Here is a 22,862-nt window from a genome sequence, read left to right on the forward strand (position 1 = left end):
TCGGAGAGGACAGGCGACAGCAGGGCTCGGATGCTTCGAATCGCCCTGGTAAGGCTGTCGCCATGTGCAGCGGCGCCGTTGACATCCCACTTTGTGGAAGCGAACTCGTTGAGCCGCTGGACGTACAGCGTCAGTGACTTCGTTGAGACCGGGATCGAACTCATCAATCCGTGGGATCTGGAAACGCCGTAGGGGCGGAGATCAGGCATACACGCCGGGTGAGAGTCGTTGTGCCACAGGGCTATTCGGCGCAGTAAAATGTCATAATATCGATTATCGGCGCTTATGCAGGGCTCGTCGATGTGTCACCAAATCAAGGTGGCGTCCAGCACTCGGACGTTGCCGAAGAACCGCCTGTTCGTGTCCGTCCCGTCGTGGTTGTAGTCGTTCATCAGGTCGGCCAGCTGCTCGGCGAGCGTCTGCAGCTCGGGGCTGACGATCTCGACACCGTCCCGCGTCACCCAGCCCCAATCCCGCGGAACCCCGTCGATCGTGATCACGATGCGACCATGCATTGGCGTCTCGACCGAGTACGTAACCTGCACCGGCGCATCTCGGATCGCGCTGTGCGCATCCACGGCACGCGCGTCCAAAACATCCGATCTGTCGTACATGGCGAAGGTGCGCGCCAACGCGATGTCCGCGCGGATCATCTCGCAGACCTGCTCGAGGCCGGCATGCCGGCCGACGCGGTCGTACCGCGCACCGTAGGTACGGTCCGCTGACGGATTGTTGCGTCGAGCTTGCGCCGATTTCCGCTGGATGCGATCCAGCATTCGCTGTGCTGCCGCGCGCTCGGCGTCCCCGGTGCGCGGGTGATCGATCAACATCCGAAGCCGCGAAATCCGCAAACCATGACCCGCCATCATCGTCCAGCCCCTCGCGGGCAGCCAACCGTCCACGTGGTCGGGACGTACGTAGCGCCGCCTCAATGTAAGTGAGATTGGCCTGCACCGGCAACGATAATATCGGAGCATATGCTCTGTTATTGTTAGCGGCATGCCCCGGCCGCGCACGCACGATCTCGACAAGGTGCTGGATGCCGCCGAGGCGCTGGCTGTCGAGTCGGGGGCGGATGCGGTGACCGTGCGCGCTCTGGCCGAGCGGACCTCGGTGTCCAATGGGGCGATTTATCACGCGTTCGGCTCGCGGGCCGGCCTGGTCGGCCGGGTGTGGTTACGCGCGGCACGGCAGTTCCTCGCTGTTCAGCGCGCTGCGGTACGCGGCGCAATCGGTGCGCACGACCCGGCCGATGCCGTCGTTGTCGCCGCCGACGCGCCCGCGGCGTTCCTGCTGGAGTTTCCGGTTCGCGGGCGGTTGCTGCTGACCGTAGGTCGGCGCGAACTGCTCCGTTCGGACGACTTGCCGGCCGAGCTGGCCGCGGAACTCCGCGATCTCGATGCCGCTGTGACCGAGTTGCTGGTCACGCTGTCCGAGGCGATGTGGGGTCGCGCCGATCGAACCGCGGTAGCGGTCATCCGGGACTGCGTGGTGGAGCTCCCGACAGCGCTGCTGTTGCGTGGCCGCCGAGCTCCGGAACCCGATTCCCGAGAACGACTCGCCGCTGCCGTGCGCGCGATCCTCAGGCTCACCCCACCCGACCCCTCCCCTGCCCCGGAACACACGATCCGGACCGCCGACCGAAAGGACCCCCCATGAACCCGACCGTGACCTACCGCGACGATCTCGCCATCGTGACCTTGGGTGACAACGAGAACCGGTTCTCCCCCGACTGGTTGGCGGCGGTGAATGCTCAGCTCGACGAGATCGAGACCAAGGCCCGTGGCCTGATCACCGTCGGTGCCGGCAAGTTCTACTCCAACGGGCTGGACCTGGACTGGCTGATGGCCAACGGCGACCGCGCCGACTGGTACGTCCAGCAGGTTCACGAGCTGTTCGCTCGGATTCTGATCTGCCCGGTGCCCACCGTCGCCGCGGTCAACGGGCACGCGTTCGGCGCGGGAGCCATGTTGGCGATCGCGCACGACTATCGCATCATGCGCGTCGATCGCGGCTACTACTGCTTTCCCGAAGCGGATATCAACATTCCGTTCACCCCGGGCATGGCCGCGCTGATCCAGGCCAAGCTCACCCCGCAGGCCGCACTCACCGCGATGACCACCGCTCGGCGGTACGGGGGCGCGGACGCGCTGAACGTCGGTCTGGTCGACCGGACCGCGCCGGAAAGCGAGGTCGTCGCGGCTGCCGTCGAGACGGTCACGCCGATCGTGGGCAAAGACCGGGCGACCCTCGCAGCGATCAAGTCCACGATGTTCGGTTCGGTGGTCACGGCCTTGCGAGAGGGTGGGCGTGGCTAGGCTCGGCTCGGTATCGAAGACCACCGACCAGGGGGACAGATGAACGCGAATACCCGCAAGACCTACACGGCGATCCTCGGCCACCCCGCGCCGCGGAATCTGGACTGGAAGAAATTCGTCCAGCTGTGGGAATCCCTCGCCGACAACGTCGAACAGGAGAGCGGTGACCGGCTCGCCGTCACGATGAACGGGCATCGCGAGGTGTTCCATCGGCCGCACAACGCGACCGTGTCGATCGAGGACATCGAACGCGCCCGGCACCTGCTCGCGGCCTCACCGAAGCCGAAGGGCTCGGGGACGTTGGTCGCGGTTACCGTCGACAACGAGCGAGCGCGGATCATCACCTTCGATCTGGACGCGCAGGCGGTGGTGGACCACGAGCACGTGGTCGACGATCACGACCCCCGCGCACGCCGCCTGCGGACCGTCGAGCGCCGAACCGGGCGGGACGACGAGCACGACCTCACCGGGTATTTCGACGATCTCGCGGCCGCGCTGACGGCCGATGCGGCCGATCGCACATTCGTGGTGCTCGGCCACGGCGCCGGCAAGTCCAACGCCGCCGAGCAGTTCGTCGAGCGGCTGCGGGCCGAGCATCATCAGCTCGCCGAGCACCTTGCCGGCGTCGGCGTGATCGATCTCAGTGCGGCGAGCGACGCGGATATCGAAGCGAAGGCCGTCGAGCTAGTTTCGTGAGCTGTTCCGAGTAAAAGGGATCACATGATCGGATCAATCGCCTCGGGGGGCGATCGGCCCGGCTACCTCGCCCGCTAGGGTGGGCCCCGCGGCGGCGTCGGGACGTAGGGCAGTCCGTCGGCGTAGGTTATCTAGGGGATTGTGTGAGTACGTACGGGCGGGTCAGCCGGACAACCGTCGAGGATTCGCTGGACGATCCGATGATCGAGGAGTTCTGGGACCTGTACGAGATCGCGTTCGGACCGCTCCGCACCCGGGCAGCCGCGCGCCATGTGTTGTACAAGGACGAGTTCTGGGAAGAGATGACCGATTCCCGGATTCTGAAGTACGTTGCCTGGTCTGCCGACGGCGAACCGCTCGGGCTCACCACATTGACCAATACGCTCGAAGCCGTGCCCTGGATCAGCCCGGAATACTTCACCAGCCGGTACCCCGATCATGCGGCGCGTGATGCGCTCTACTATCTCGGCTTCACCCTGGTCACGCAGTCTGCCCGGCACACCGATGCGTTCCGGATGATGGCACAGGCGATGATGGACCGACTGGTCGCCGAGCAGGCCGTCGCATTCTGCGATATCTGCAGTTTCAACGTTTCCCGCGGGCATGCCCGCGCGATCAACTCGATCATGCAGTCGCATGGGGCGGTGGAGGTGGGCCGGCTGGATCAGCAGAACTACTATTCGGCCACCTTCGCCGGGGCCGGTTAGCCGCTCGCGGCCCGGCCGGGCGGGAACCCCATGGTGGGGTCAGGAACCGCCGAGGACGAAGCCGTGATCGACCGGCAGGTCGTCGAGGGCCAATACCCGATGCAGGGGGTAGGTGCCGGCGGGCAGACCGCGGGCGGCGCGCGCCGCCCGGGCCGCGACTACGGCACCGGCCCACGATTGATTGCGGCCGTGCGCCCAGCGGATCGTGCCGTCGGCGGCCCGAGCGGCCACCGTCCACTGGTCCGAGCCGGGCAGGTGCACTCCCCGGGGTGCGCGCGACGCGCCGGGAATCCAGGTCAGCATGCGCAGCAGCGCGGTTGCCGGGGTGGAGTCCAGGGCAAAGTAGGTGCGAACCGGAATATCCAGGTCGCGGGTCAGGGTGTGCTGGTCGGAGAAGTCCAGTCGGACCAGCTGGCGTCGGCCGACGCCCGGGATATAGAACGCTCGCGGCCTGGTGTAGTTGCGTACCGGGTCGGTGCCGTCGGCGAAGTGCGCGCCGAACAGCCGAAACGTCCATTCGATCGCGGCGGCCCCGTGCTGGTCCCCCGCCCCCAGGTAGACGAGAATGTCGATCGGCTGATGCGGTGCCTCCGCGTGGACAGCGGCGGTGAGCAGGTTGGTCAGCCCCGGTGCCAGGCCGACGTCCACCAATACCGGCGCTTGGGCCGGCAGTTCGGTCAGTGCCGTCACGTAACTGGTGGTGGCGCTGATGTCGACGAACGGGCGCCCGCTTTCGCCGGCCTGCTCGGCCAACTCGAGGCGTTCCGAGCCCGACGCGTTGACCACCACGTCCACCTCGGCGAGCGTCCGTCGGTAACTTCCGATATCCGGATCGCGCAAGTCCAGCACGACATCCGACCGAGCCGGGTCGCGCCCGGCGACAAGCACTACCTGGCGGGCCAGCCGTAGCTCCTCGACCACTCGCCGACCGACGTTGCCGTAGCCGCCGAGTACCAGGTAGCGCCCGGGTCTGCCGTCGACCGCCATCTCAGCGCCAGCTGGCGTCCGGCAGCATTTCCGGACAGACGCCGCCGGGCACGGTGGCGAGCTCGAAGTGCCACCATTCGTTGGCAAATGTCCGGCACAGCCCGTACCGGCTGCCGTTCGCCTCCAGCCACGCCGCACCGTTCTGCGGGCCGACGTCGATCGCCTCGCCCCGCACATGGGTGGACTCGCCCGGCGGAAGCACCCAGGGCCGGGTTGCCTCGGGGCTGCCGTAGGTGGCCAGGGCCCTGCTGCCAGAGCTGTTCCTGCATTTCCGGCGTGCGATAGCCGGAAGTTATCGACAACAGCACGCCGTTGGCCTGAGCATCCAGCTGGGCCGCCGAGTAGGCGGCCGCGAGACCCGGCGTCAGACCGGCGGTGCCGGCGGCCGAGCCGCTCGCCGGCTGTGCGGCTGCCGGTGCCGCCACACCCAGCAGACCGGCGGCGAACAATGGCAGCCACGCCCACCGTTTCACGACGAAACTCCCTGGTAGATCGAGTCGGGAAAGCTGAGGTAGGAATTGAGTCGAGACGCCACCGCAGAACTCTCCTGACATGTCCAACTACACACCGGTCACGAAAGCGTATCGCGATCCACCGGCTCCGTGCCCGCTCCGGCCCGTCCGGACCGGGCTTGCAGTACGCTTCACCAGCGTGAGTATCGCCGATGAGAAATATCTCGCACCGGTGCGCGCAGACTCCGGCGGCAAGTTCCCGATCGCGAGCCCGTTGCCTGCCCGACCGGCCGGGGCGCCCGCCTTCGAGACGCAATGGCCGGTGCGACTCGGCGATACCGACACCGACGATCGGCTCCGGCTGGACGCGGTAGCGCGCTATCTGCAGGACATCGGATTCGACAATCTGGATGCGGTGCCGGAAGGGAACCTGCATCCGGCCTGGATCGTCCGCCGCACGGTCGTCGACGTGCTGGCGCCGATCGAGTTCCGGGACACGGTGCACTTGAGCCGGTGGTCGTCCGGGCTGTCCAACCGCTGGTGCAACATGCGGGTGCAGATCGCCAGCGAGCGCGGCGGGCGGATCGAGAGCGAGGCCTTTCTGATCAACATCAACCCGGAGACCATGCGGCCGGGCCGGATGTCGGACACCTTCATGGCACCGATGCTGGCCTACACCGCCGAGCATCGGCTGCGTTGGCGGGCGGCGTTGCACGCACGGTCCGACGTTTCCGCCGAGCCCCGACGGTTTGCGCTGCGGATCACCGACTTCGACCGGATGGGTCACCTGAACAACGCGATCTACTGGGCCGCGCTGGAAGAAGCGGTCGTCGACCGGCCGGACGTGTTGACGCTCCCCTACCGCGCGATCGTGGAGCACGTTGGTCCGGTGGTGCAAGGTGACGAGCTGTGGTCGCGGACGTGGGACGAGGGATCGATGCGGTGCGTGCAGTTGGAGGTGGCGGGCGAGGCGCGGGCGCTCGCCCGGGTACAACCGTTGCCGGCCTGAACCGGCTCAGTCCCGCTGCTGTTTGACCAGGGTGAGGAGCGCGTCGAGTACCGGGGCCACTCGTGCGGCGCCGCCGAGCATGGCGGGCCCGGTGACATACCGACCGCCGACGGCGATCTGCGCGGGCGCATCGATCTGGTATTGCTCGGTCATCTGAGTGGCGGCGTTGCACTTGGCGCTGACCTCGATCGAACCCATCACGGCGCGGAGCGAGCCGCGGTCGACACCCTGATATACCGCCCAGTCCACGGTGGACGCATCGGTGGCCAGCTTGGCCGTCTGCAGCTCGTTCAGCGCGCGCTCGTGCAACAGATCCAGAAGGCCGAGCACTTCCAGGCTGTAATAAAGACGCTGATGTGGACCGTAACTGAGCAACGAAGTCGGTCGCGGGTCGAGATTGACCGGCACCCGGCGGTACTGCACCGGACCGGCTGCGGCAAGCCACTTGCGGAACTCTTGCTGCCACGCCAAGCTGGCCGCCGAGGCGTACCAGAAGAACTCGACGACGACCGGCGGGCCGTCGGTGCGGACGGGAACCGGCGGATCGAGGACAACGTAACCGGTGCGCGCCGTTGCCTGGTCGCTCATCGACACTGGCTTCGGTCCTTCCTAGTCGAGCTGTCGGGCTGCCCCGGGGCCACTACTACCTACGTACTGTGCCACCGGTCGCGCGTTTACCCGAAAACCGGGCTCGACCCCCGTCGCACGAACAATTATCACGTTTCGCCGAAAGATTGTCGATGACACCCCCGTCGCCCGGCCGGGCGGAGAGCTCAGCGCAATCGCTCGGCGTCCCGGGCCCGGACGAGCAATTCTGCACAGAGCGTAGACAATTCGTCGTTTGCAGCACCTTCTCGGATGGCGATGACGACGTCCTCGGCCGCGCAGCGGGCCGCGAAGATCCGGTCGGCCAGGTCGGTCACCTCCTGCGCCGACAACACCGTCGAGTCGGCCGGGAACGAGGTGCCCCGTACGGCGATCCGCTGCTCGTAGGCGCGCTGGCGGCAGGACTGGCGGCAGTACCGCCGCCGCCGACCGGACTCGGCCGCGGCGACCTCCCGGCCGCACCACAGGCACGGCTCGGGACGGGGACGCATGCCGGGCAGCGTAATGCGCCGGGCGGCGACAGCATTGCTCGGGTCCCGCGTACAATCGGCGGCCGGGCTCGACACGCCCGGGAACTTTCCATCCGGAAAATCTGTTGTACGGATCGGGCCCGTAATCGGGTTTCGACCGCAACCGCACGAGAGGACTGCGCCATGGCAGATCGCGTATTACGAGGCAGCCGACTCGGTGCGGTGAGTTACGAGACCGATCGTGATCATGATCTCGCCCCGCGCCGGGTCGCTCGCTACCGTACCGACAACGGTGAGGAGTTCGACGTCCCGTTCGCCGACGAGGCCGAGATTCCCGGTACCTGGCTGTGCCGCAACGGGCTGGAGGGCACCCTGATCGAGGGCGCCGCTCCGGAGGCGAAGAAGGTGAAACCGCCGCGTACGCACTGGGACATGTTGCTCGAGCGGCGGTCCGTCGACGAGCTCGACGAGCTGCTCAAGGAGCGGTTGGACCTGCTGAAGGTGAAGCGCCGCGGCGTGACTTCCTGAATTCGCGCAGCTGCCGCAGTCGCTCTTCCCGGCCCCAGGTGAACACCTTGCCCATCGCTTCGGCGACGATCGCGGTGCTCATCTTGGACTCGCCGATCGCTCGCTCGGTGAAGGTGATCGGCACCTCCACCAACTTGCGTCCGGCGCGGAGCAACCGCCAGCCCAGGTCGACCTGGAAGCCGTAGCCGCGGGATTCGACGGCGTCCAGATCGAGGGCGGCCAGTGCCTCTCGTCGATAGGCGCGGAAACCACCGGTCAGGTCCCTGATCCGGGTGCCGAGGGCGAGCCGGACGTAGAGGTTGCCGACCCGGGAGATCAGCTGGCGCGACATCGGCCAGTTGACGGTGGTGCCGCCGGGCACGTATCGCGAGCCGATCGCCAGGTCGGCACCGCCGTCGACCGCGTGCAACAGCCGGTGCAGTTCTTCCGGCGCGTGGCTGCCGTCCGCGTCCATCTCCACCAGCACCTGGTAGTCCTGTTCCAGACCCCAACGGAAACCGGCGATGTACGCGGCACCCAGGCCGTTCTTCTGGGTCCGATGCATGACGTGAATTCGGCCGGCATGGTCGTTGATCGCCAACTTGTCCGCGATGTCGCCGGTGCCGTCCGGGCTGCCGTCGTCGACCACCAGGACGTGTGCCGTGGGCTGGGCCTGCTGCAGCCGATCGACGATGAGCGGCAGGTTCTCCGCCTCGTTGTAGGTGGGGATGATGACCAGGGTGCTGTCGCTGATATTCGGCACTATCGTCGCATTCCTCCCTGCCGGCCGGTGCCGGCGCTGATGTTGGCGTTGCTGTCGCGCGGGCCGCTTCGCGATCGGCGTAGGACGATCGACGCGGCGGCGGTCAGGAGCGCGGTGCCGCCGAGGACGAACTCCGGCAGCGGACCTAATTGCGTTGCCAGCGTAGTACCTGAGCGGAGCGGTAGCCGACTCACCAGAGCGGCCGGGGAGAACAGCGGGGTCTGCTCCAGCACCGCACCGTCGGCGCCGACGATCGCGCTGACCCCGCTGGTCGCCGCGACCACCACCGCGCGGCTGTGCTCCACCGCCCGCACCCGGGACATGGCGAGCTGCTGGTACGTCATCTCGGTGTCGCCGAACGTCGCGTTGTTGGTCGGCACTGCCAACAGCTGCGCGCCTGCCCGCAGCGACTGCTCGAACGCCCGGTCGAACGCGACCTCGTAACAGGTGGCGATGCCGATGTCGACGCCCGCCGCATGGACGGTCCCGTCGCCGGACCCGGGAACGAAATGTCCGGCCCGATCGGCATACGGCGAGAACAGCCGGAAGAAGCTGCGCATCGGCAGGTACTCGCCGAACGGTTGGATGATCTTCTTGTCGTGCCGCTCCCCCGGCCCGGTCTCGGGATTCCAGACGATCACCGAGTTGGTCGCGGTGTCGTCGGAAGCGACCAGCACCGCCCCGACCAAGATCGGCGCGTCGATCTGCGCGGCGGTGGCCGAGATCTCGGTGTAGGCGTCGGTGTTGCGCAGCGGGTCGATGTCGGAGGCGTTCTCCGGCCAGATCACCAGGTCCGGTTGCGGCGCGCGGCCGGCCCGGACGTCGTCGGCCAGCTGCCGGGTGCGGCGCACGTGGTTGTCCAGCACGGCGCGGCGCTGCGCGTTGAAGTCGAGCCCGAGCCGGGGCACGCTGCCCTGGATCGCGGCGACGGTGATCGCCTTGTCGCCCGGATCGCGGCTCGGCAGGGTCGGCCACAATGCGGCGCCGACCACCGGAGCCAGGAGGGCGAGTGCGGCCAGCCGGACGCCGCTGCGGCGGGCGCCGGCCCGGAACCGCTCGATCGTCGCGGCAAGCGCGGTGCCGGTGAGGGCGACCGCGAAGCTCAGCAGCGGTGCCCCACCCAGCTCGGCCAACGGCAGCAGGAGGCCGCCGGGCTGGCTGAAAGCCAATCGGCCCCAAGGAAATCCGCCGAACGGGAAGCTGGCGCGGGCCCATTCGGCCAGCGACCAGCAGGTGGCCAGCCAGAGCGGCCAGCCGGGCAGGTCGCCGATCAGCCGGGCGAGCGCGCCGAACCCGGCCACATACAGCGCGCAGGCCAGCGACAACGCCAGCCAGGGCAACGCGCCCACGTATACCCCGGTCCAAGGCAGCAACGGGACGAAGAAGGCGAGGCCGGCGACCAGGCCGTAGCCCGCGCCGCCGCGCACCGACCGGCCCGAGCGCAGCACCCAGGTCAGCAGCGCGACTCCGACCGGAGCCAGAAACCACAACGGTCGCGGCGGAAAGCTCGCGAACAACGCGATGCCGGCCAGCAGCGCCACTCCCAGATTGCCGAGCAACTCCCCGCTCGGCACGCTACGGAACCACTGCCCCGGTGTGGCTCGCTCACCGGTCATGGATCACCACTCCGTGATGCACGGTGCGTAGGCAGATCGGGTCGGCGACGCCATCCAACTGCGGCAACGCGGGAACGCCCGAGCGCGGATCGGTCGACCAGCGCTGCGCGCGCCCGGCCCGGCCCGGCTCCGGCGTGGCGAATCGATCCACCGCCCACACCGCGTAGCTGGCCGGGGCGCCGGGAACCAGGGTGCCGGCAACCCCGTCACGCACTCCCCCGGCCCGCCAGGCGCCGCGTGTAGCGGCGGCGAACGCGGCGCGGGGCGAGATGCCGCTGCCCGGGGTGCGGTGCCGGACCGCAGCTCGCACCGCCGCCCACGGCCGGATCGGAGTGACCGGAGCGTCCGACCCGATCGCCATCGGCACCCCGGCGGCCGCCAGGGTGGCGAACGGATTCATCGCCGCCGCCCGTTGCGGCCCGAGCCGAGCGGCGTACATCCCGTCCGGCCCGCCCCAGCCGGCGTCGAATCCCGGCTGCACGCTGGCGATCACCCCCCACGCGGCGAGTTTGCCGGCGCACTCGGCGTCGATCATTTCGAGGTGCTCGATCCGGTGTCCGCGGGCGGCCACCGCGGGTCCGCCGAGCTCGGCCACGACCCGCCCGAAGCCGGCGACGACGGCGTCGACCGCGGCGTCGCCGATCGCGTGGAACCCCGCCTGCGTCCCGGCCAGCGTGCAGGCGCGAATGTGCGCGGTGATCGTCGCCACGTCCAGGTAGGCCGTGCCGGTATCCGGCGTGTCGGCGTAGGGCTCCCGGAGCCAGGCGGTGTGTGAGCCGAGCGAACCGTCGACGAACAGATCACCGGCCAGACCCGCGGCGCCGGTCTCGTCGATCAGCGTGCGGGCCTGCTCCGGATCGGTAACGGCCTCGCCCCAATAGCCGCGCACGTCGACTCCGTGCTGCAGCGCCAGCAACTCGCGCAGGTCGTCCCGACCGGCGATCTGCGGTCCGGCACACTCGTGTACCGCGGCGACGCCGCGGGCGGCGGCGTGGTCCAAGGCGGCCCGCCGGGCCCGGTCCCGCTGCTCCGCGGTGAGCCGGGCGTGCGCGGCGGCGCGGGCGTCGTGATGTGCCGCGCGGCAGACCACGGCCGACTCGGTCGCCGGGGGGGCGCCGGGCAGCCCGGCGACCAGCGCCGAATGCACGTCCACCCGGGTGAGATAGACCGGCCGGCCGGCCGCGGCAGCGGTCAGCTCCGCGCCGGTCGGCGGGGTGCGATCCGGCCATTCGGTGTCGTCCCAGCCCTGCCCGAACAGCACCGCGTCCGTCGCCCGGGCCGCGTATTCGCGCAGCTCGAGCAGCAATTCGGCGCGAGATCGGACGCCGGTCAGATCCAGTCCGGTCAGCTGCAGGCCGAGCGCGGTGACGTGCACGTGCGGGTCGACGAAGGCCGGCGCTACGAACGCACCGGCCAGATCGATCACCTCGGCGTCCGGATAGAGCGCGCGGCCGGGACGGTCCGCGCCGAGCCAGACGACCGTATCGCCGTCGGTCGCCATCGCGGTGGCATCCGGCGCGGTCGGGCTGTAGATCCGACCACCGACCAGCAGTCGTTGGGTCACGAACGATCAGTCTGCCCTACCGGTCCGACATCGACGGGTGCGTCGAAGTCGATCCGATGATCGAACATCCACGCCTGCGACTGCGGGGTCGCGAACCGGCGCAGCACGAGCGGCAGCATCGCGTCGCGCACGATCGCCCCGATCGCCTTACCGCTGCCGTTGCGCCGGCCCTGTTGCACCACCCGTTCGACTCGGTCCCGGCGTAACCGCTGGTAGCTCTGCAGCGCGGTGGCCGACTCCGGGATGTCGCGCAAGCATCGGGCCAGCGTCACCGCGTCTTCGATCGCCATCGATGCGCCCTGCCCGGAGGACGGAGAGGTGGCGTGTGCGGCGTCGCCGATGATCACCGCGCGCGCACTGTGCCAGTGCGGCACCGTGCGCAGGTCGTAGGTACCCCATGGCGCGAAGATGTGCTCGGTCGTCGCGATCAGCTCGAGCGCGGGGCCGGCGTCCCGGGCGAACAGGCGCTCGAGTCGGGCCCGCCAGGCGCTCGGAGGGATCGCTGCCAGTTCGGCCGGTTCGGGTTCGGTTCGCATCGGCGGGTTGGCGAACCACCAGGCTTCGTCGTCGCGGTCCGGGTGGGTCAGCCAGCCGAAGAAGCAGCGTCGGCCGAAGAGGAACTGCGCCACCCCGGGTCTCCGGGGGCGCGCACGCCGTGCGCGTATCCGCCGGTATTCAGCAACCCCAGATACTCGGCCCGGGCGCCGTCGGATCGATCAGGGTGCGGGTTGTCGAGTGCAGTCCGTCGGCGCCGACGAGCACGCCCGCCTCGACGGTCGAGCCGTCGTCGAAAACTGCCCGGACCGCGTCCGGCAATTCGGTCAGGCCGATCGGTTCCAACGCGGCGAGGCCGTTGCGTGCCAGCGTCAGGACGCGCCGACGCCGTCTGCCGTGCGTCCGTACGCCTCATGAACTGCGGCGGTGATGCCGACCTCGTGCAAGGCGATCGCCGCAACAGTCCCAGCGATTCCCCCGCCGCTCCGGCCTTGCCGTCGCGGTGCTTTCGATGCTCACCGAGTCGCCGATGCACGCCTATCGGATGCAGCAGCTGATCAAGGAACGGCACAAAGACGATGTGGTCAACGCCAGCCAGCGAGCGAGCATCTATCAGACGATCCAGCGGCTGGAGCGGGATGGGCTGATCGAGATCGAGGGGACCGACCGGGCCGAGAACCGGCCGGAGCGCACCACCTATCGGATCACCGATGAGGGGCGCAGCTGGGTACGGCGTTGGCTGAGCGCGATGCTCGCTGTCCCTGCTGCCGAATACCCGCAATTTTCCGCGGCGCTGTCGTTCCTGCCGAACATCGCCGAGATCGAGGCGGTCGAGCTGCTCCGGGAACGGGTGATTGCGGTCGCGTCGCGGTTGGCTGCGTTACAGGCTGAACTCGATGCCTACGGCGGGGTGTTACCGCGGGTCTTCTTGATCGAAACCGAGTACACGGCACGAATTCTGCAGGCCGAGCTGGACTATGTGCGGGAGCTGATCGCCGCGGTGTCGAGTGGCGAGGTCGACTGGGACGAGCGCGGTGGGCACACCGCCGGCTGAATACTCAGCGCTCGTGGCGTACCGGGGCTTCGATCATCAGCCCGGTCGGCTCGAATCGCGAATCGACCACTTCCCCGTCGATCACCGACGGCATCGTCCGTCCGGTCGCGGCGGCGACCCGACGGGCGGCGCGGGCGACCACGAGCGGCCGCAGCACGGCCCGTGTCGGCGGCAGCACCAGCAGGATGCCGACGACGGTGGTGGCCAGTCCGGGCACGACCAGCAGGGCTCCGCCGATCGCCACCAGCGCTCCGTCCGCGAGCGGACCGGCCGGTGCGATATCGCCCGTCGCGGCATGGCGCAGACCGTCGATCACCCGCCGCCATTGATTACGGACCAGGAGCAGCCCGGCGACGGTGCCAGCCACCACCAGCAACAAGGTCCAGCCGAAACCCAACAGATGCACCGACAACGCCAGCGCAGCGATCTCGATCAGCGGGTACAGCAGGAGCAGGGCACGCATCGGCGGTCCTTTCCGAAAGCTTTACTTCTTGTGCCAACGCGCGGCCTTGGTCTTTTGTGCCCGGCGCCGGGTCAGCAGGCGCGCTCGTCGTTCCGACACCGCACTCCAGACGGTCTGTTGGAAGGCCAGCGTGGCCCAGCCGGCGGCGGCCATTCCGACCAGGTTCACCCCCAGCTGGGCGGCGCTGCCGGCCACCTCCTGCCAGGCGCCGAACGCCATGCCGAGCGCGATGTTTCCGGCGGCGGGCACGGTGGTGACCGAGATGAACACCCCGGACAGGCCGCCGACCTTCGCCGAGGTCAACGAGAGCACCCCGGCCGACGCGGCGATCACCGCGACGATGAACGACCAGCGGTCCGGACTGTAGATGAAGTCGGTCTGCGGTCGTGGGCCGACGACCTGTTCGATCGAGATCCAGCCCAGGCCACGGGCGGCGAGCGCCGCGGCGGTCGTCAGGGCGATCGCTGTTGCGAAGCCGACGATGAGGGTACGGGTGGCGTAGAAGCCGAGCCCGGCGCGGCGGCGGACCAGCGCGAGCCCGAGCGCCGCGATCGGGACGAACTCGGGGCCGAGCACCATCGCCCCGATCACCAGAATCTGCGAGTCGACCACGATCGCGATCGCCGCCAGTGTGGTGGCCATCGTCATGAACGACAGGAAGGTCCAGTTGAGTTCGGACTCTTCGTAGGTGCGCTGGGTGACTTCGCTCCACACCATCGCGTCGGCGCCGCTACCCGGCGTTCGGCGGTCGGCCTGGAGTGCGGCGTCGGAGATCCAGGTGGCGACCGGCTCGATGTGGATCGAGCCGCGCTCGGCCAGGTGCAGTGCGCGGAGCTGGTCGATGACGTCGTCTGCTGCTTCGCGCACGATGTCTGCCGACACGATGTCGCCGGCCGGTTTGATCGACGCGCCCTCGAACATCGCGATACCGCTGACCCCGGGGTCGTCGTCGAAGATCTGCATCACCTCGGAGGTCAGATCGCTCGGCGTGGCGACCCGGATTTGCAACACCCCGAAAGTGTGCCGGACGCGCGGGCGGGGTGGCCAGGTGTGGTGGACGGCGACCTCGGTTAGCGTGCGGCGGGTGATCACCACGCTGTTGTTCGTCCACGGCACCGGCGTGCGCGGCGAGCGTTACGCGGAGACGTTGCGCGCGGTCCAGGCGCAGGTCACCGCCCGGGCCTGGCCGGTGCGGGTGGTCGGCTGTTACTGGGGCGATGCCGTCGGCGCCCGGCTGGCGTTGGGCGGGCGTTCGGTGCCGGAGTACGAGCGATCCAAGGGTGCAGGGCCCACGCCGGTCGAGCAGACGCGAGATCTATGGGCGGTGCTCTACGTCGACCCGTGGTACGAGCTGCGGCTGTTGCGTGACTTCCCGCCGCAACCGGTCGGCTTCGGCGTGGAACCCCCGGCGGATGCGATACGTCGGCAGATCGCGGAGTTCCGGCCGTCGGACACGCTCACCGCCGAGCTGGCCGAGCACCGGCTCGGCGTCGAGTTCGCCGAGGCGTGGGCCGGGCTGCGGGCGGCACCGGAGTTCGCGGCGGCGGCTCGTACCGCGCCGGCCGATCCGCTGGAGCATCGGGGCGCGATCGCCCGGGCGGTGGTCGCGTACGCCACGGCCCGAGCGACCGCAGCGGGTCGGCCTGCGCTCGGCGGTACCGCGCGGGAACAGCCGGTCGACCAACTGACCGCGGATCTGCACGGCTCCGGTCTCGGTGTCGGCACGTGGCTGGCGACCCGAACCAAACGGCTTGGCGCGCGCGCTGTCACATCGCGCCTGGTGCGCAACCGAGGCGGCCTCACCGACGCGGCCGCCCCACTCGCCGGCGACGTGTTGCGTTATCTGGCCCGCGGCGAGGCGATGCGCGCATACCTGCGGCGCACGATCACCGACCAGGGCAGCGGCCCGATCGTGCTGCTCGGGCACTCGCTCGGCGGCATCATGTGCGTCGATCTGCTTGCCCACGAATCGATTCTGTCGGTGACCACGCTGATCACGGTCGGCTCGCAAGCGCCGTTCCTATACGAGATCGGCGCGCTCCCGAGCCTGGAATCGCCGCAACCGCTGCCGGCGAGTTTCCCGCGCTGGATCAACGTTCACGACCGCGACGACCTGCTGTCCTACAGTGGAGCGGGAGTGTTCGGGGACCGGGTGCGCGACGTGTGCGTCGACAACGGGGAGCCGTTTCCGGCCTCGCACAGCGCCTACTGGTCCAACGACGAGGTGTGGGCCGCAATCGAATCTCTGCTGGAGTAGGTGCTCTTGACTACGATCGACCCGTCTCGGGTGTTGGTGGTAGCGGTCGGCATCGACTGCTACCAGGACCCGGAGATGCGTCTCAACGGTGCCGCGGCGTATGCCCACCGGTTCGCGGAATGGGCGCTGGGCTGGGGCGTACCGGCCGACAACGTCTGGCTGGCCTGCTCCTGGCCGAGCGACACGGCAATTCCGTCGTCGCCCGCGCGGCAGCTCCAGCCGACCTTCACCGGCATCCAGGATCTGCTGGCCGACGCCGCCGAGTTCGACGCCGACCTGCTGTTGTTGTATTGGTGTGGGCACGGTGTGTTGAACATCCAGCGGGAGCGCACGCTGTTCACCGCGGACGCCCGGGCGGGGGTTCGGCGACAGCACAATGTGTCGGATATCCAGCAGTATCTGAGCTCGACTACGGTGCGGCGGCTCGACCGGCAGATCATCGTGGTCGACGCCTGCGCCAACTTCTACGCCGACCTGAACCTCGACGAGGCACTGCCGGGTGGCACGCTGAACACCGGTCGCCCACGCCACGTGAATCACTATCAGCTGTTTTCGGCGAGCCAGGGGCAGATTGCCGAGCACGATCCGGTGACCGGCACGACTCTGTTCTCCGAGCTGGTGCTGGAATGGCTCGCCGCCGCGGACCCGACCGCATTGCCCGACGTCAACGAGCTGACCGCGCATGTATCGGCCGAGTTCGCGAGGTCGGACCTTCGGCAGCGTCCCACCACCTTCGTGTTACGGCACAGCCACGGCGAGAACCGGGACTGGAGCTATGCCGGCGGAGTGCTGGGCGGAGCGGCGCCCCAGATCGTCGTCGGCGCGATCCCGGCCGCGCCGGCCGCACTGGTGGTGCGCCCGGCGGCCGACGCGCTCGCGCGCCAGGTTCGCGAGGCTCCGGTGGTGGCCGTGGTCACCGGACTCCGCGGGGTCGGCAAGAGCCAGCTCGCGGCGGAGCTTGCCCGATCGCGGGTCGCCGACGGCTGCGGTCTGGTGCTCTGGCTCAACGCCGAGGAATCGGACGGCTTGTTGGCAGATCTGGCCGCCGCTGCGGACGCGTTGGGCGTCGCCGATCCCGAGGGTGATTCGACGAAGTCGGCTCGCCGCTTGCGCGATACCTTGTCCGCCCGACGCGAGCCCGGACTGCTGGTGTTCGACAACGCCACCGACCCCGACCGGCTGCGCGCGTTCCTCCCGGTGGCCGGCCCGGTCCGGGTAGTGATCACCAGCACCGATCAGACGTTCGCCGAACTCGGCAAGCGGCTGCCGCTCGACGTGTTTCACCGGGACGAATCGGTCGACTACCTCGCGCGGGTCACCGGGCTGGAGGATCCGTCCGGCGCCGATGCGCTCGCCATTGAGCTCGGCGACCTCCCCTTGGCGCTGGCGGTCGCCGCGGCCGCGATTGCCGGCCCGAGCTGGGGCTGGGGCGGCTACCGGGATTACCTGGCCGAGCTGCGCGCGTACCCGCTGGACGAGACACTGCGCCGCCGCGTCGGCAGCGACTATCCGCGCTCGGTGGTTCAGGCGGTGCTGCTGTCCCGCTCGAAATGTATCGCCGGGACCGCCGATCCGGCATTGGATCGAGATACCGAGTCCGATCAGCTGACCGGCCGCGTGCTGGAGACGCTGGCGATGCTCTCGCCCGACGGTGTACCGCCGGATTTCCTGACCCCGCTGGCTGGTCAGCAACCGGCCAAGCGTCAGCTGCGTCGGGCGATCGAGCGGTGTGTTACCGCCAGCCTGGTGTCCTGGTCGGGCGACCGTGAACTGCTCTTGATGCACCGGTTGGTCGGCCGAGTGCTGCGGGAACAAGCCGTCGCCGACGATTCCGTGGGCCGCGTCGCCGGCGCGGCGCTCGAGCTGCTCACCGACAGGTTGTTCGACCATCGCGAGGCCTGGCAGCGCCGGGCCGAGGGCGAGCAGCTGCTGGCCCAGATCGAAGCCATATGGGCCACCGGCGTGTACACCGATCCTGACCCGACTGCCGACGCATCAGTGGCCGCAGTGCTGGACGCTCGGTCGTGGGCGGTGCGGCACCTCATGGAACGCGCCGACCTCGCCCGAGCGATACCGCTCGGCGAGGTGGTCCTGTCCGACCGGGTGCGGGTCCTCGGTGCCGACCACCCGAGCACTCTCACCTCGCGCCACAACCTCGCCGGCGCCTACGAGTCGGCGGGGCGGGTGGGTGAGGCGATCGACCTGTTCGAGGTGGTCCTGTCCGACAGTGTTCGGGTCCTCGGTGCCGACCACCCGAGCACTCTCGTCTCCCGCCACAACCTCGCCGGCGCCTACCGGTCGGCGGGGCGGGTGGGTGAGGCGATCGACCTGTTCGAGGCGGTCCTGTCCGACCGGGTGCGGGTCCTCGGTGCCGACCACCCGAGCACTCTCGTCTCCCGCCACAACCTCGCCGGCGCCTACGAGTCGGCGGGGCGGGTGGGTGAGGCGATCGACCTGTTCGAGGCGGTCCTGTCCGACAGTGTTCGGGTCCTCGGTGCCGACCACCCGGACACTCTCACCTCGCGCCACAACCTCGCCGGCGCCTACGAGTCGGCGGGGCGGGTGGGTGAGGCGATCGACCTGTTCGAGGCGGTCCTGTCCGACCGGGTGCGGGTCCTCGGTGCCGACCACCCGAACACGCTCGCCTCCCGCCACAACCTCGCCTACACCTACCGGTCGGCGGGGCGGGTGGGTGAGGCGATCGACCTGTTCGAGGCGGTCCTGTCCGACCGGGTGCGGGTCCTCGGTGCCGACCACCCGAACACGCTCGCCTCCCGCCACAACCTCGCCTACACCTACCGGTCGGCGGGGCGGCTGGGTGAGGCGATCGACCTGTTCGAGGCGGTCCTGTCCGACCGGGTGCGGGTCCTCGGTGCCGACCACCCGAACACGCTCGCCTCCCGCCACAACCTCGCCTACACCTACCGGTCGGCGGGGCGGCTGGGTGAGGCGATCGACCTGTTCGAGGCGGTCCTGACCGACAGTGTTCGGGTCCTCGGTGCCGACCACCCGAACACGCTCGCCTCCCGCAACAACCTCGCCGACGCCTACGAGTCGGCGGGGCGGGTGGGTGAGGCGATCGACCTGTTCGAGGCGGTCCTGACCGACCGGGTGCGGGTCCTCGGTGCCGACCACCCGAACACGCTCACCTCCCGCCACAACCTCGCCGACGCCTACGAGTCGGTGGGGCGGGTGGGTGAGGCGATCGAGCTGTTCGAGGCGGTCCTGACCGACACTGTGCGGGTCCTGGGTGCCGACCACCCCGACACGCTGGCCACCCGGCAGGCGCTCGACCGTGCCCGTGCCGAGGCGGACGGTTGATCGTCAGCGCACCCGAATCCCGTCGGCCACGATGGCGGCCAACAGCGCAAGGAGCTGGTCCGGTGCGGCGCGGTGCCGATCGGCCCGCCAGGACAGCGCGAGGACACCGTTGAAGGCCGCCCAGAGCACGGTGGCCGTCTGATCGACGTCGAGGTCGGCACGCATGGTGCCGGCGGCGACGCCGTCCCGGAGGACGGCGGCCAGCTTGCCGTTCTGTTCGTCGGTCAGATCGGCGATCCGGTCCAGCGCCTCCGGCAGGTCCGGGGGTGCCGCGAGTAGCCGGAACTGGTGCGGCCGTTCCGCAGCGAACTGGGCGTACGCCGCTCCCGCGGCCACGATCCGCTCCTCCGGGGTCCCCGGCCGCGCATACATCTCGTCCATGTAGTCGCGGTTGGCGGCCAGGGCGCGCTCGGCCACCGCGAGCAGCACCGCGTCGCGCCCGCCGACCCGGTTGTAGATCGTCTGTAGGGCAACGTCGGCCCGCTCCGACACCGCCGGCAGCGTTACCGCGTCGACGCCGCCGCGTTCGAGCAGCGCTTCGGCGGCGTCGATGATCGACTCGCGGGTTGCCGCGCGCTTGCGGCCTTGTCGGGACGGGCCGGGTTCATCCGTCATGGGCGCCGCTCTTTCCGGTGATCCAGCCGGAGTCGGCGAGCGCCGCCGCCTCGGGGATCGTGGTGCCGGGGAAGCCGATGCGCTCGACGATCGGGCGGATCAGGCCGGGAACCCGGGCGACGAGCGTATTGCCGCGCGGCGACACCACCAGCGGCGCCCGCCGCTCGATCCCGGCGACGATGTCGTCGACCACCTCGTCGAGGCTGATCATCTTCCACAGGCCCTGTTTGTTGCCGCCCCACAGCCGGGTGCCGGCGGGATCGGCGTGCACATCGGCCATCATCGGGGTTTCGAAGAAGGTCGGGTGCGCGCTGCCGACCGCCACGCCGTAGTGCCGGAGCTCGAGCCGGGTGGCATCGGCCAGCGCCCACACCCCGGCCTTGCTCGCCACGTAGGGCCCGTTCAGTGGCGAGTGGATGAACGCCGCCATCGAGGAGATCGCCAGCAGATAGCCGCGCTGTGCCTTGACGTGCGGGAGGGCGGCCCGGAACGTTCGCCACACGCCGCCGAGGTTGATGTCGACGACACGGTCGAAGACGTCCGGGTCCAGCGACTCGATCGAGGCCATCGAGCCGATGCCCGCGTTGGCGATCACCACGTCGACCCGGCCGAAATGCTCGGCTGCGGCCTCGATTGCGGTCTGGACGCTGTCGAGGTCACGGACGTCGACGGTCCAGCCGCGGGCGACCGAGTCCGGGCCGAGCCGGTCTGCTTGCGCCTGCACCGCGGCGGCGTCGAGGTCGAGCAGGGCGAGGTTGGCGCCCCGGGCGCGTAGTGCGGTGGCGAGGGCGGCGCCGAGGCCGCCGGTGGAGCCGGTGAGGACGACCGTCCGGCCGGCCAGGTTGTAGCGAGACATGCGAGTGCCTTCGATCGTGGGGCTGGGGGTCAGCTCGGCGGGACGTGCCGGGTGAGGAAGTCGATCTGGTCGGCGACGTTGCGCTCGAACCATTCGCCGACATAGATGTCGAAGTGGCCGGTGTCGTAGAGCTTGATCTCACCGCGGGGCGCTTGCGCGGCGTAGCGCTGCGTCGGTTCGGCCGGCGCCACGGTGTCCTGCTCGCAGATGGCGAAGAAGATGGGACATTCGACGTCTTTGGCTTTGCGGCCCGGGAAGGCGAGGGCGATCTGCAGCGCGATCCGGGCGGCGGCGCCCTTGGCGATATCGGCGCCCGGCGGCATGAGGGCTTCGACGCCCGAGACGGCGTCGGGCGAGGTCATCAGTGCGGTGGATCCGGGCGGACCGTAGGTGGGGATCATCACCGGGGCCATACCCAGTCGGGCGCCGACCACGTCGCGGACCGCGCGAACGGCGACCTTGGCCGACACCCACGGTGCGGTGGCCGTACTCGACGCCAGCCCGTCGGTGAACGGGCACTGGGAGATCGCGGCGGCGATGCGCTTGTCTTCGGCTGCCGTGACGATGGAATGCCCGCCGCCGAACGACGTTCCCCACACGACGACCCGATCGGGGTCGACGGTCGGCAGCGACCGGGCGTAGGCGACCGCCGCTCGCCAGTCTGCGCGCTGGCTCGCGATGTCGAGCAGCTGTCGGGGCTCGCCGCCGCTGGCGCCGAAGTAGCGGTAGTCGAAGACGAGGCTGGCGTAGCCGGCGGCGGCGAACCGTTCGGCGAACGCGTCGAGCCGTTCTTCCTTGACGCCACCCAGGCCGTGCGCCATCACGATGATCGGGGCGGGTGAGCTGGGTGAGCCGCTATCGGGGGTGTAAAGCCAAGCGGCGCAAGTGGTTTCGCTGGAGGGAAAGGTGACGTCGGTACGGGTCATGGCATTCGATCCTTACTGGTGGATAGCGAGGCGGTCAGGAGACGACGAGGCCGATGTCGGCACACGCGCGGGTGAGGGTGTCGAGGCCGAATGCCTCGGTCGGGCTGAGGACGCCGGCCGCGGCAGCACGGCCGTGGGCCAGCTCGTCGCCGGCCCACGCCATGAGCTCGGCGGTGAGGTCGTAGACGCTGGGCCCGACGACGTGCACTTCGGCGAGCACGGTTCCGCCGGCGTCCTTGGCGACGGCGACCGTGTGGGCGCGGGTCCTGGCTCGCTCCGCAGTGTCCGGTCCCCCGGGCTCGCCGGTGGTGCGCGACAGCACGGTATCGAGGGCGCGGGCACCGAGTGGGAGCTGCGAGACGGTGGTGGTCAGCGCGGTGACCAGCGGCAGCAGCCGGCTGATCTCGGGGAACCAACCGTTGTAGACGGTCACCGACGCCAGTTGCGGGTGTTCGCGCGGCAGGAACAACACCTCGGTCCCGGTAGCCAGGGCGGCGGTGCGGGTGCGGCCGTCGATCCGGAAGCTGCGCACGGTCGCGGCCGCACGGCGATCGACCAACGTGTGGTTGTGCCACAGGGTCACCGGCAGACTCAGCCCCTCGGCGACGGTGGTGCGCGTCCCCTTGCTCAGTCCCTTACCGCCGCGGAGTGATCCGTCGATGAAGTACCCGATGTCGAGCGAACGGACGGTCGTCCCGCCGCGCTGGATCGCGACCGCGCCGGCGAGGAAACCGGGGACGTAATCGTTGCCGAACGCCGGGAGCATGGTTGCGCCGGTGCGTCGGGCCTGGGTGTCGTGGCGGTCCTGGAGAGTGCGGACGAAGCCGACCTCACCGGTGGAGTCGAGGTAGTGCGCGCCCTGATCGGCGGCAGCCTGCGCGGCGTTGTGCCCGACGTGATCGAACGGTCCGACCGTGGTGATAAGCACATCACCGGCGGCGACCAGCGCACGGAGGCTATCGAGGTCGGTCGCGTCGGCCAGCCGGTGTTCGAGCCCGCCGAGGCGCTGCGCCGCGGCCTGCGTGCGTGCCGCCGAGTGCCCGGCGACGACCGGGCGGATACCGCGGCGCATCAACGCTTCGACGGCGAGCTCGCCGGCGTATCCGGTGGCTCCGAAGACGACGATCGTGCCGGTCATGGGGTTACTCCTTGCGATGGGACTCGAGCGGGCGGTCGGCTT

The 22,862-nt window shown here is 69.5% G+C and carries 24 protein-coding genes and 1 pseudogene; 9 read left to right on the forward strand and 16 right to left on the reverse strand.

Annotation, left to right across the window (positions count from 1 at the left end; all coding sequences use genetic code 11):
* Positions 1-305: 305 nt before the first annotated feature.
* Positions 306-902, reverse strand: coding sequence for a hypothetical protein (locus tag KV203_RS09410; protein WP_246600833.1), 597 nt, complete (start codon positions 900-902; stop codon positions 306-308).
* A gap of 97 nt (positions 903-999) precedes the next feature.
* Between KV203_RS09410 and KV203_RS09415 the strand changes: the two genes are divergently transcribed.
* From KV203_RS09415 to KV203_RS09430, 4 genes are all read left to right on the forward strand, one after another.
* Positions 1,000-1,659 carry a TetR/AcrR family transcriptional regulator gene (locus KV203_RS09415; RefSeq protein ID WP_066468221.1) on the forward strand — a complete coding sequence of 220 codons (660 nt, stop codon included), beginning with the start codon at positions 1,000-1,002 and terminating at the stop codon, positions 1,657-1,659.
* Positions 1,656-2,318, forward strand: a complete 663-nt coding sequence (locus KV203_RS09420; RefSeq protein ID WP_066468222.1) for an enoyl-CoA hydratase/isomerase family protein — start codon at positions 1,656-1,658, stop codon at positions 2,316-2,318. Before KV203_RS09415 ends, KV203_RS09420 begins: the two co-directional genes overlap by 4 nt.
* A gap of 39 nt (positions 2,319-2,357) precedes the next feature.
* Positions 2,358-3,014 (forward strand): hypothetical protein, encoded by a 657-nt coding sequence (locus tag KV203_RS09425; protein WP_066468224.1) that lies wholly within the window; start codon positions 2,358-2,360, stop codon positions 3,012-3,014.
* A gap of 143 nt (positions 3,015-3,157) precedes the next feature.
* Entirely contained in the window at positions 3,158-3,721 is a 564-nt protein-coding gene (locus KV203_RS09430) for a hypothetical protein (RefSeq protein WP_066468227.1), read from the forward strand.
* Between the two features lie 39 nt (positions 3,722-3,760).
* On the opposite strand, the gene KV203_RS09435 is transcribed toward KV203_RS09430, so the two are convergent.
* Positions 3,761-4,708 carry a saccharopine dehydrogenase family protein gene (locus KV203_RS09435; protein WP_066468229.1) on the reverse strand — a complete coding sequence of 316 codons (948 nt, stop codon included), beginning with the start codon at positions 4,706-4,708 and terminating at the stop codon, positions 3,761-3,763.
* 1 nt (position 4,709) lies between these two features.
* Positions 4,710-5,139, reverse strand: a pseudogene (locus tag KV203_RS09440) (M15 family metallopeptidase).
* A gap of 220 nt (positions 5,140-5,359) precedes the next feature.
* Between KV203_RS09440 and KV203_RS09445 the strand changes: the two are divergent.
* A complete protein-coding gene (locus KV203_RS09445; protein WP_246600842.1) occupies positions 5,360-6,169 on the forward strand; it encodes an acyl-ACP thioesterase domain-containing protein in 810 nt (269 codons plus the stop codon).
* A 6-nt stretch (positions 6,170-6,175) separates the two neighbouring features.
* Here KV203_RS09445 and KV203_RS09450 read toward each other — a convergent pair whose 3' ends face one another.
* On the reverse strand, positions 6,176-6,757 hold the full coding sequence (locus KV203_RS09450; protein ID WP_066468232.1) for a thioredoxin domain-containing protein: 582 nt from the start codon (positions 6,755-6,757) through the stop codon (positions 6,176-6,178).
* Positions 6,758-6,942: 185 nt separating this feature from the next.
* Positions 6,943-7,266, reverse strand: a complete 324-nt coding sequence (locus KV203_RS09455; RefSeq protein WP_066468235.1) for a hypothetical protein — start codon at positions 7,264-7,266, stop codon at positions 6,943-6,945.
* Positions 7,267-7,428: 162 nt separating this feature from the next.
* Between KV203_RS09455 and KV203_RS09460 the strand changes: the two genes are divergently transcribed.
* Entirely contained in the window at positions 7,429-7,773 is a 345-nt protein-coding gene (locus KV203_RS09460) for an RNA polymerase-binding protein RbpA (RefSeq protein ID WP_066468236.1), read from the forward strand.
* Here the strand turns inward: KV203_RS09460 and KV203_RS09465 are convergent.
* Genes KV203_RS09465 through KV203_RS09485 form a run of 5 tightly spaced genes read right to left on the reverse strand, consistent with a single transcriptional unit; the run spans position 7,721 to position 12,535 of the window.
* Complete coding sequence (locus tag KV203_RS09465; protein WP_157079715.1) at positions 7,721-8,515, reverse strand: polyprenol monophosphomannose synthase; 795 nt, start codon at positions 8,513-8,515, stop codon at positions 7,721-7,723. The two genes, KV203_RS09460 and KV203_RS09465, sit on opposite strands and share 53 nt — an antisense overlap.
* The gene (lnt, locus tag KV203_RS09470; protein ID WP_157079716.1) at positions 8,515-10,131 is read right to left on the reverse strand and encodes an apolipoprotein N-acyltransferase; all 1,617 of its coding nucleotides are present in this window, start codon (positions 10,129-10,131) and stop codon (positions 8,515-8,517) included. Before lnt ends, KV203_RS09465 begins: the two co-directional genes overlap by 1 nt.
* Positions 10,121-11,695 carry an amidohydrolase gene (locus tag KV203_RS09475; RefSeq protein ID WP_066468240.1) on the reverse strand — a complete coding sequence of 525 codons (1,575 nt, stop codon included), beginning with the start codon at positions 11,693-11,695 and terminating at the stop codon, positions 10,121-10,123. The genes lnt and KV203_RS09475 overlap by 11 nt, the downstream gene beginning before the upstream one ends.
* Positions 11,692-12,324 (reverse strand): FAD-dependent oxidoreductase, encoded by a 633-nt coding sequence (locus tag KV203_RS09480; RefSeq protein ID WP_066468242.1) that lies wholly within the window; start codon positions 12,322-12,324, stop codon positions 11,692-11,694. The genes KV203_RS09475 and KV203_RS09480 overlap by 4 nt, the downstream gene beginning before the upstream one ends.
* Before the next feature lie 46 nt (positions 12,325-12,370).
* On the reverse strand, positions 12,371-12,535 hold the full coding sequence (locus KV203_RS09485) for an FAD-dependent oxidoreductase (protein ID WP_217995947.1): 165 nt from the start codon (positions 12,533-12,535) through the stop codon (positions 12,371-12,373).
* 166 nt (positions 12,536-12,701) lie between these two features.
* On the opposite strand from KV203_RS09485, the gene KV203_RS09490 reads away from it, so the two are divergent.
* Positions 12,702-13,244 (forward strand): PadR family transcriptional regulator, encoded by a 543-nt coding sequence (locus KV203_RS09490; protein ID WP_066468330.1) that lies wholly within the window; start codon positions 12,702-12,704, stop codon positions 13,242-13,244.
* Between the two features lie 4 nt (positions 13,245-13,248).
* On the opposite strand, the gene KV203_RS09495 is transcribed toward KV203_RS09490, so the two are convergent.
* Together KV203_RS09495 and KV203_RS09500 are read right to left on the reverse strand one after the other, a co-directional pair.
* A complete protein-coding gene (locus tag KV203_RS09495; protein ID WP_066468244.1) occupies positions 13,249-13,707 on the reverse strand; it encodes an FxsA family protein in 459 nt (152 codons plus the stop codon).
* 21 nt (positions 13,708-13,728) lie between these two features.
* Positions 13,729-14,718, reverse strand: a complete 990-nt coding sequence (locus tag KV203_RS09500; RefSeq protein ID WP_066468334.1) for a DUF389 domain-containing protein — start codon at positions 14,716-14,718, stop codon at positions 13,729-13,731.
* Positions 14,719-14,791: 73 nt separating this feature from the next.
* Between KV203_RS09500 and KV203_RS09505 the strand changes: the two genes are divergently transcribed.
* Positions 14,792-15,964 (forward strand): lipase family protein, encoded by a 1,173-nt coding sequence (locus KV203_RS09505; RefSeq protein ID WP_157079717.1) that lies wholly within the window; start codon positions 14,792-14,794, stop codon positions 15,962-15,964.
* A complete protein-coding gene (locus KV203_RS09510; RefSeq protein WP_218821024.1) occupies positions 15,965-19,285 on the forward strand; it encodes a tetratricopeptide repeat protein in 3,321 nt (1,106 codons plus the stop codon).
* Between the two features lie 3 nt (positions 19,286-19,288).
* Here the strand turns inward: KV203_RS09510 and KV203_RS09515 are convergent, their stop codons facing one another.
* The 4 genes from KV203_RS09515 to KV203_RS09530 are packed head-to-tail and all read right to left on the reverse strand — an operon-like array spanning position 19,289 to position 22,820.
* Positions 19,289-19,900 carry a TetR/AcrR family transcriptional regulator gene (locus tag KV203_RS09515; protein ID WP_066470113.1) on the reverse strand — a complete coding sequence of 204 codons (612 nt, stop codon included), beginning with the start codon at positions 19,898-19,900 and terminating at the stop codon, positions 19,289-19,291.
* Positions 19,890-20,756: an SDR family NAD(P)-dependent oxidoreductase gene (locus KV203_RS09520; protein WP_066470111.1), complete on the reverse strand. Its 867-nt coding sequence runs from the start codon at positions 20,754-20,756 to the stop codon at positions 19,890-19,892. Before KV203_RS09520 ends, KV203_RS09515 begins: the two co-directional genes overlap by 11 nt.
* 29 nt (positions 20,757-20,785) lie before the next feature.
* A complete protein-coding gene (locus tag KV203_RS09525) occupies positions 20,786-21,682 on the reverse strand; it encodes an alpha/beta hydrolase (protein WP_083530021.1) in 897 nt (298 codons plus the stop codon).
* A 34-nt stretch (positions 21,683-21,716) separates the two neighbouring features.
* Entirely contained in the window at positions 21,717-22,820 is a 1,104-nt protein-coding gene (locus KV203_RS09530; RefSeq protein WP_066470109.1) for a saccharopine dehydrogenase family protein, read from the reverse strand.
* Positions 22,821-22,862: the final 42 nt, after the last annotated feature.

The sequence above is a fragment of the Skermania piniformis genome, assembly GCF_019285775.1.
GTDB classification, from domain to species: domain Bacteria; phylum Actinomycetota; class Actinomycetes; order Mycobacteriales; family Mycobacteriaceae; genus Skermania; species Skermania pinensis.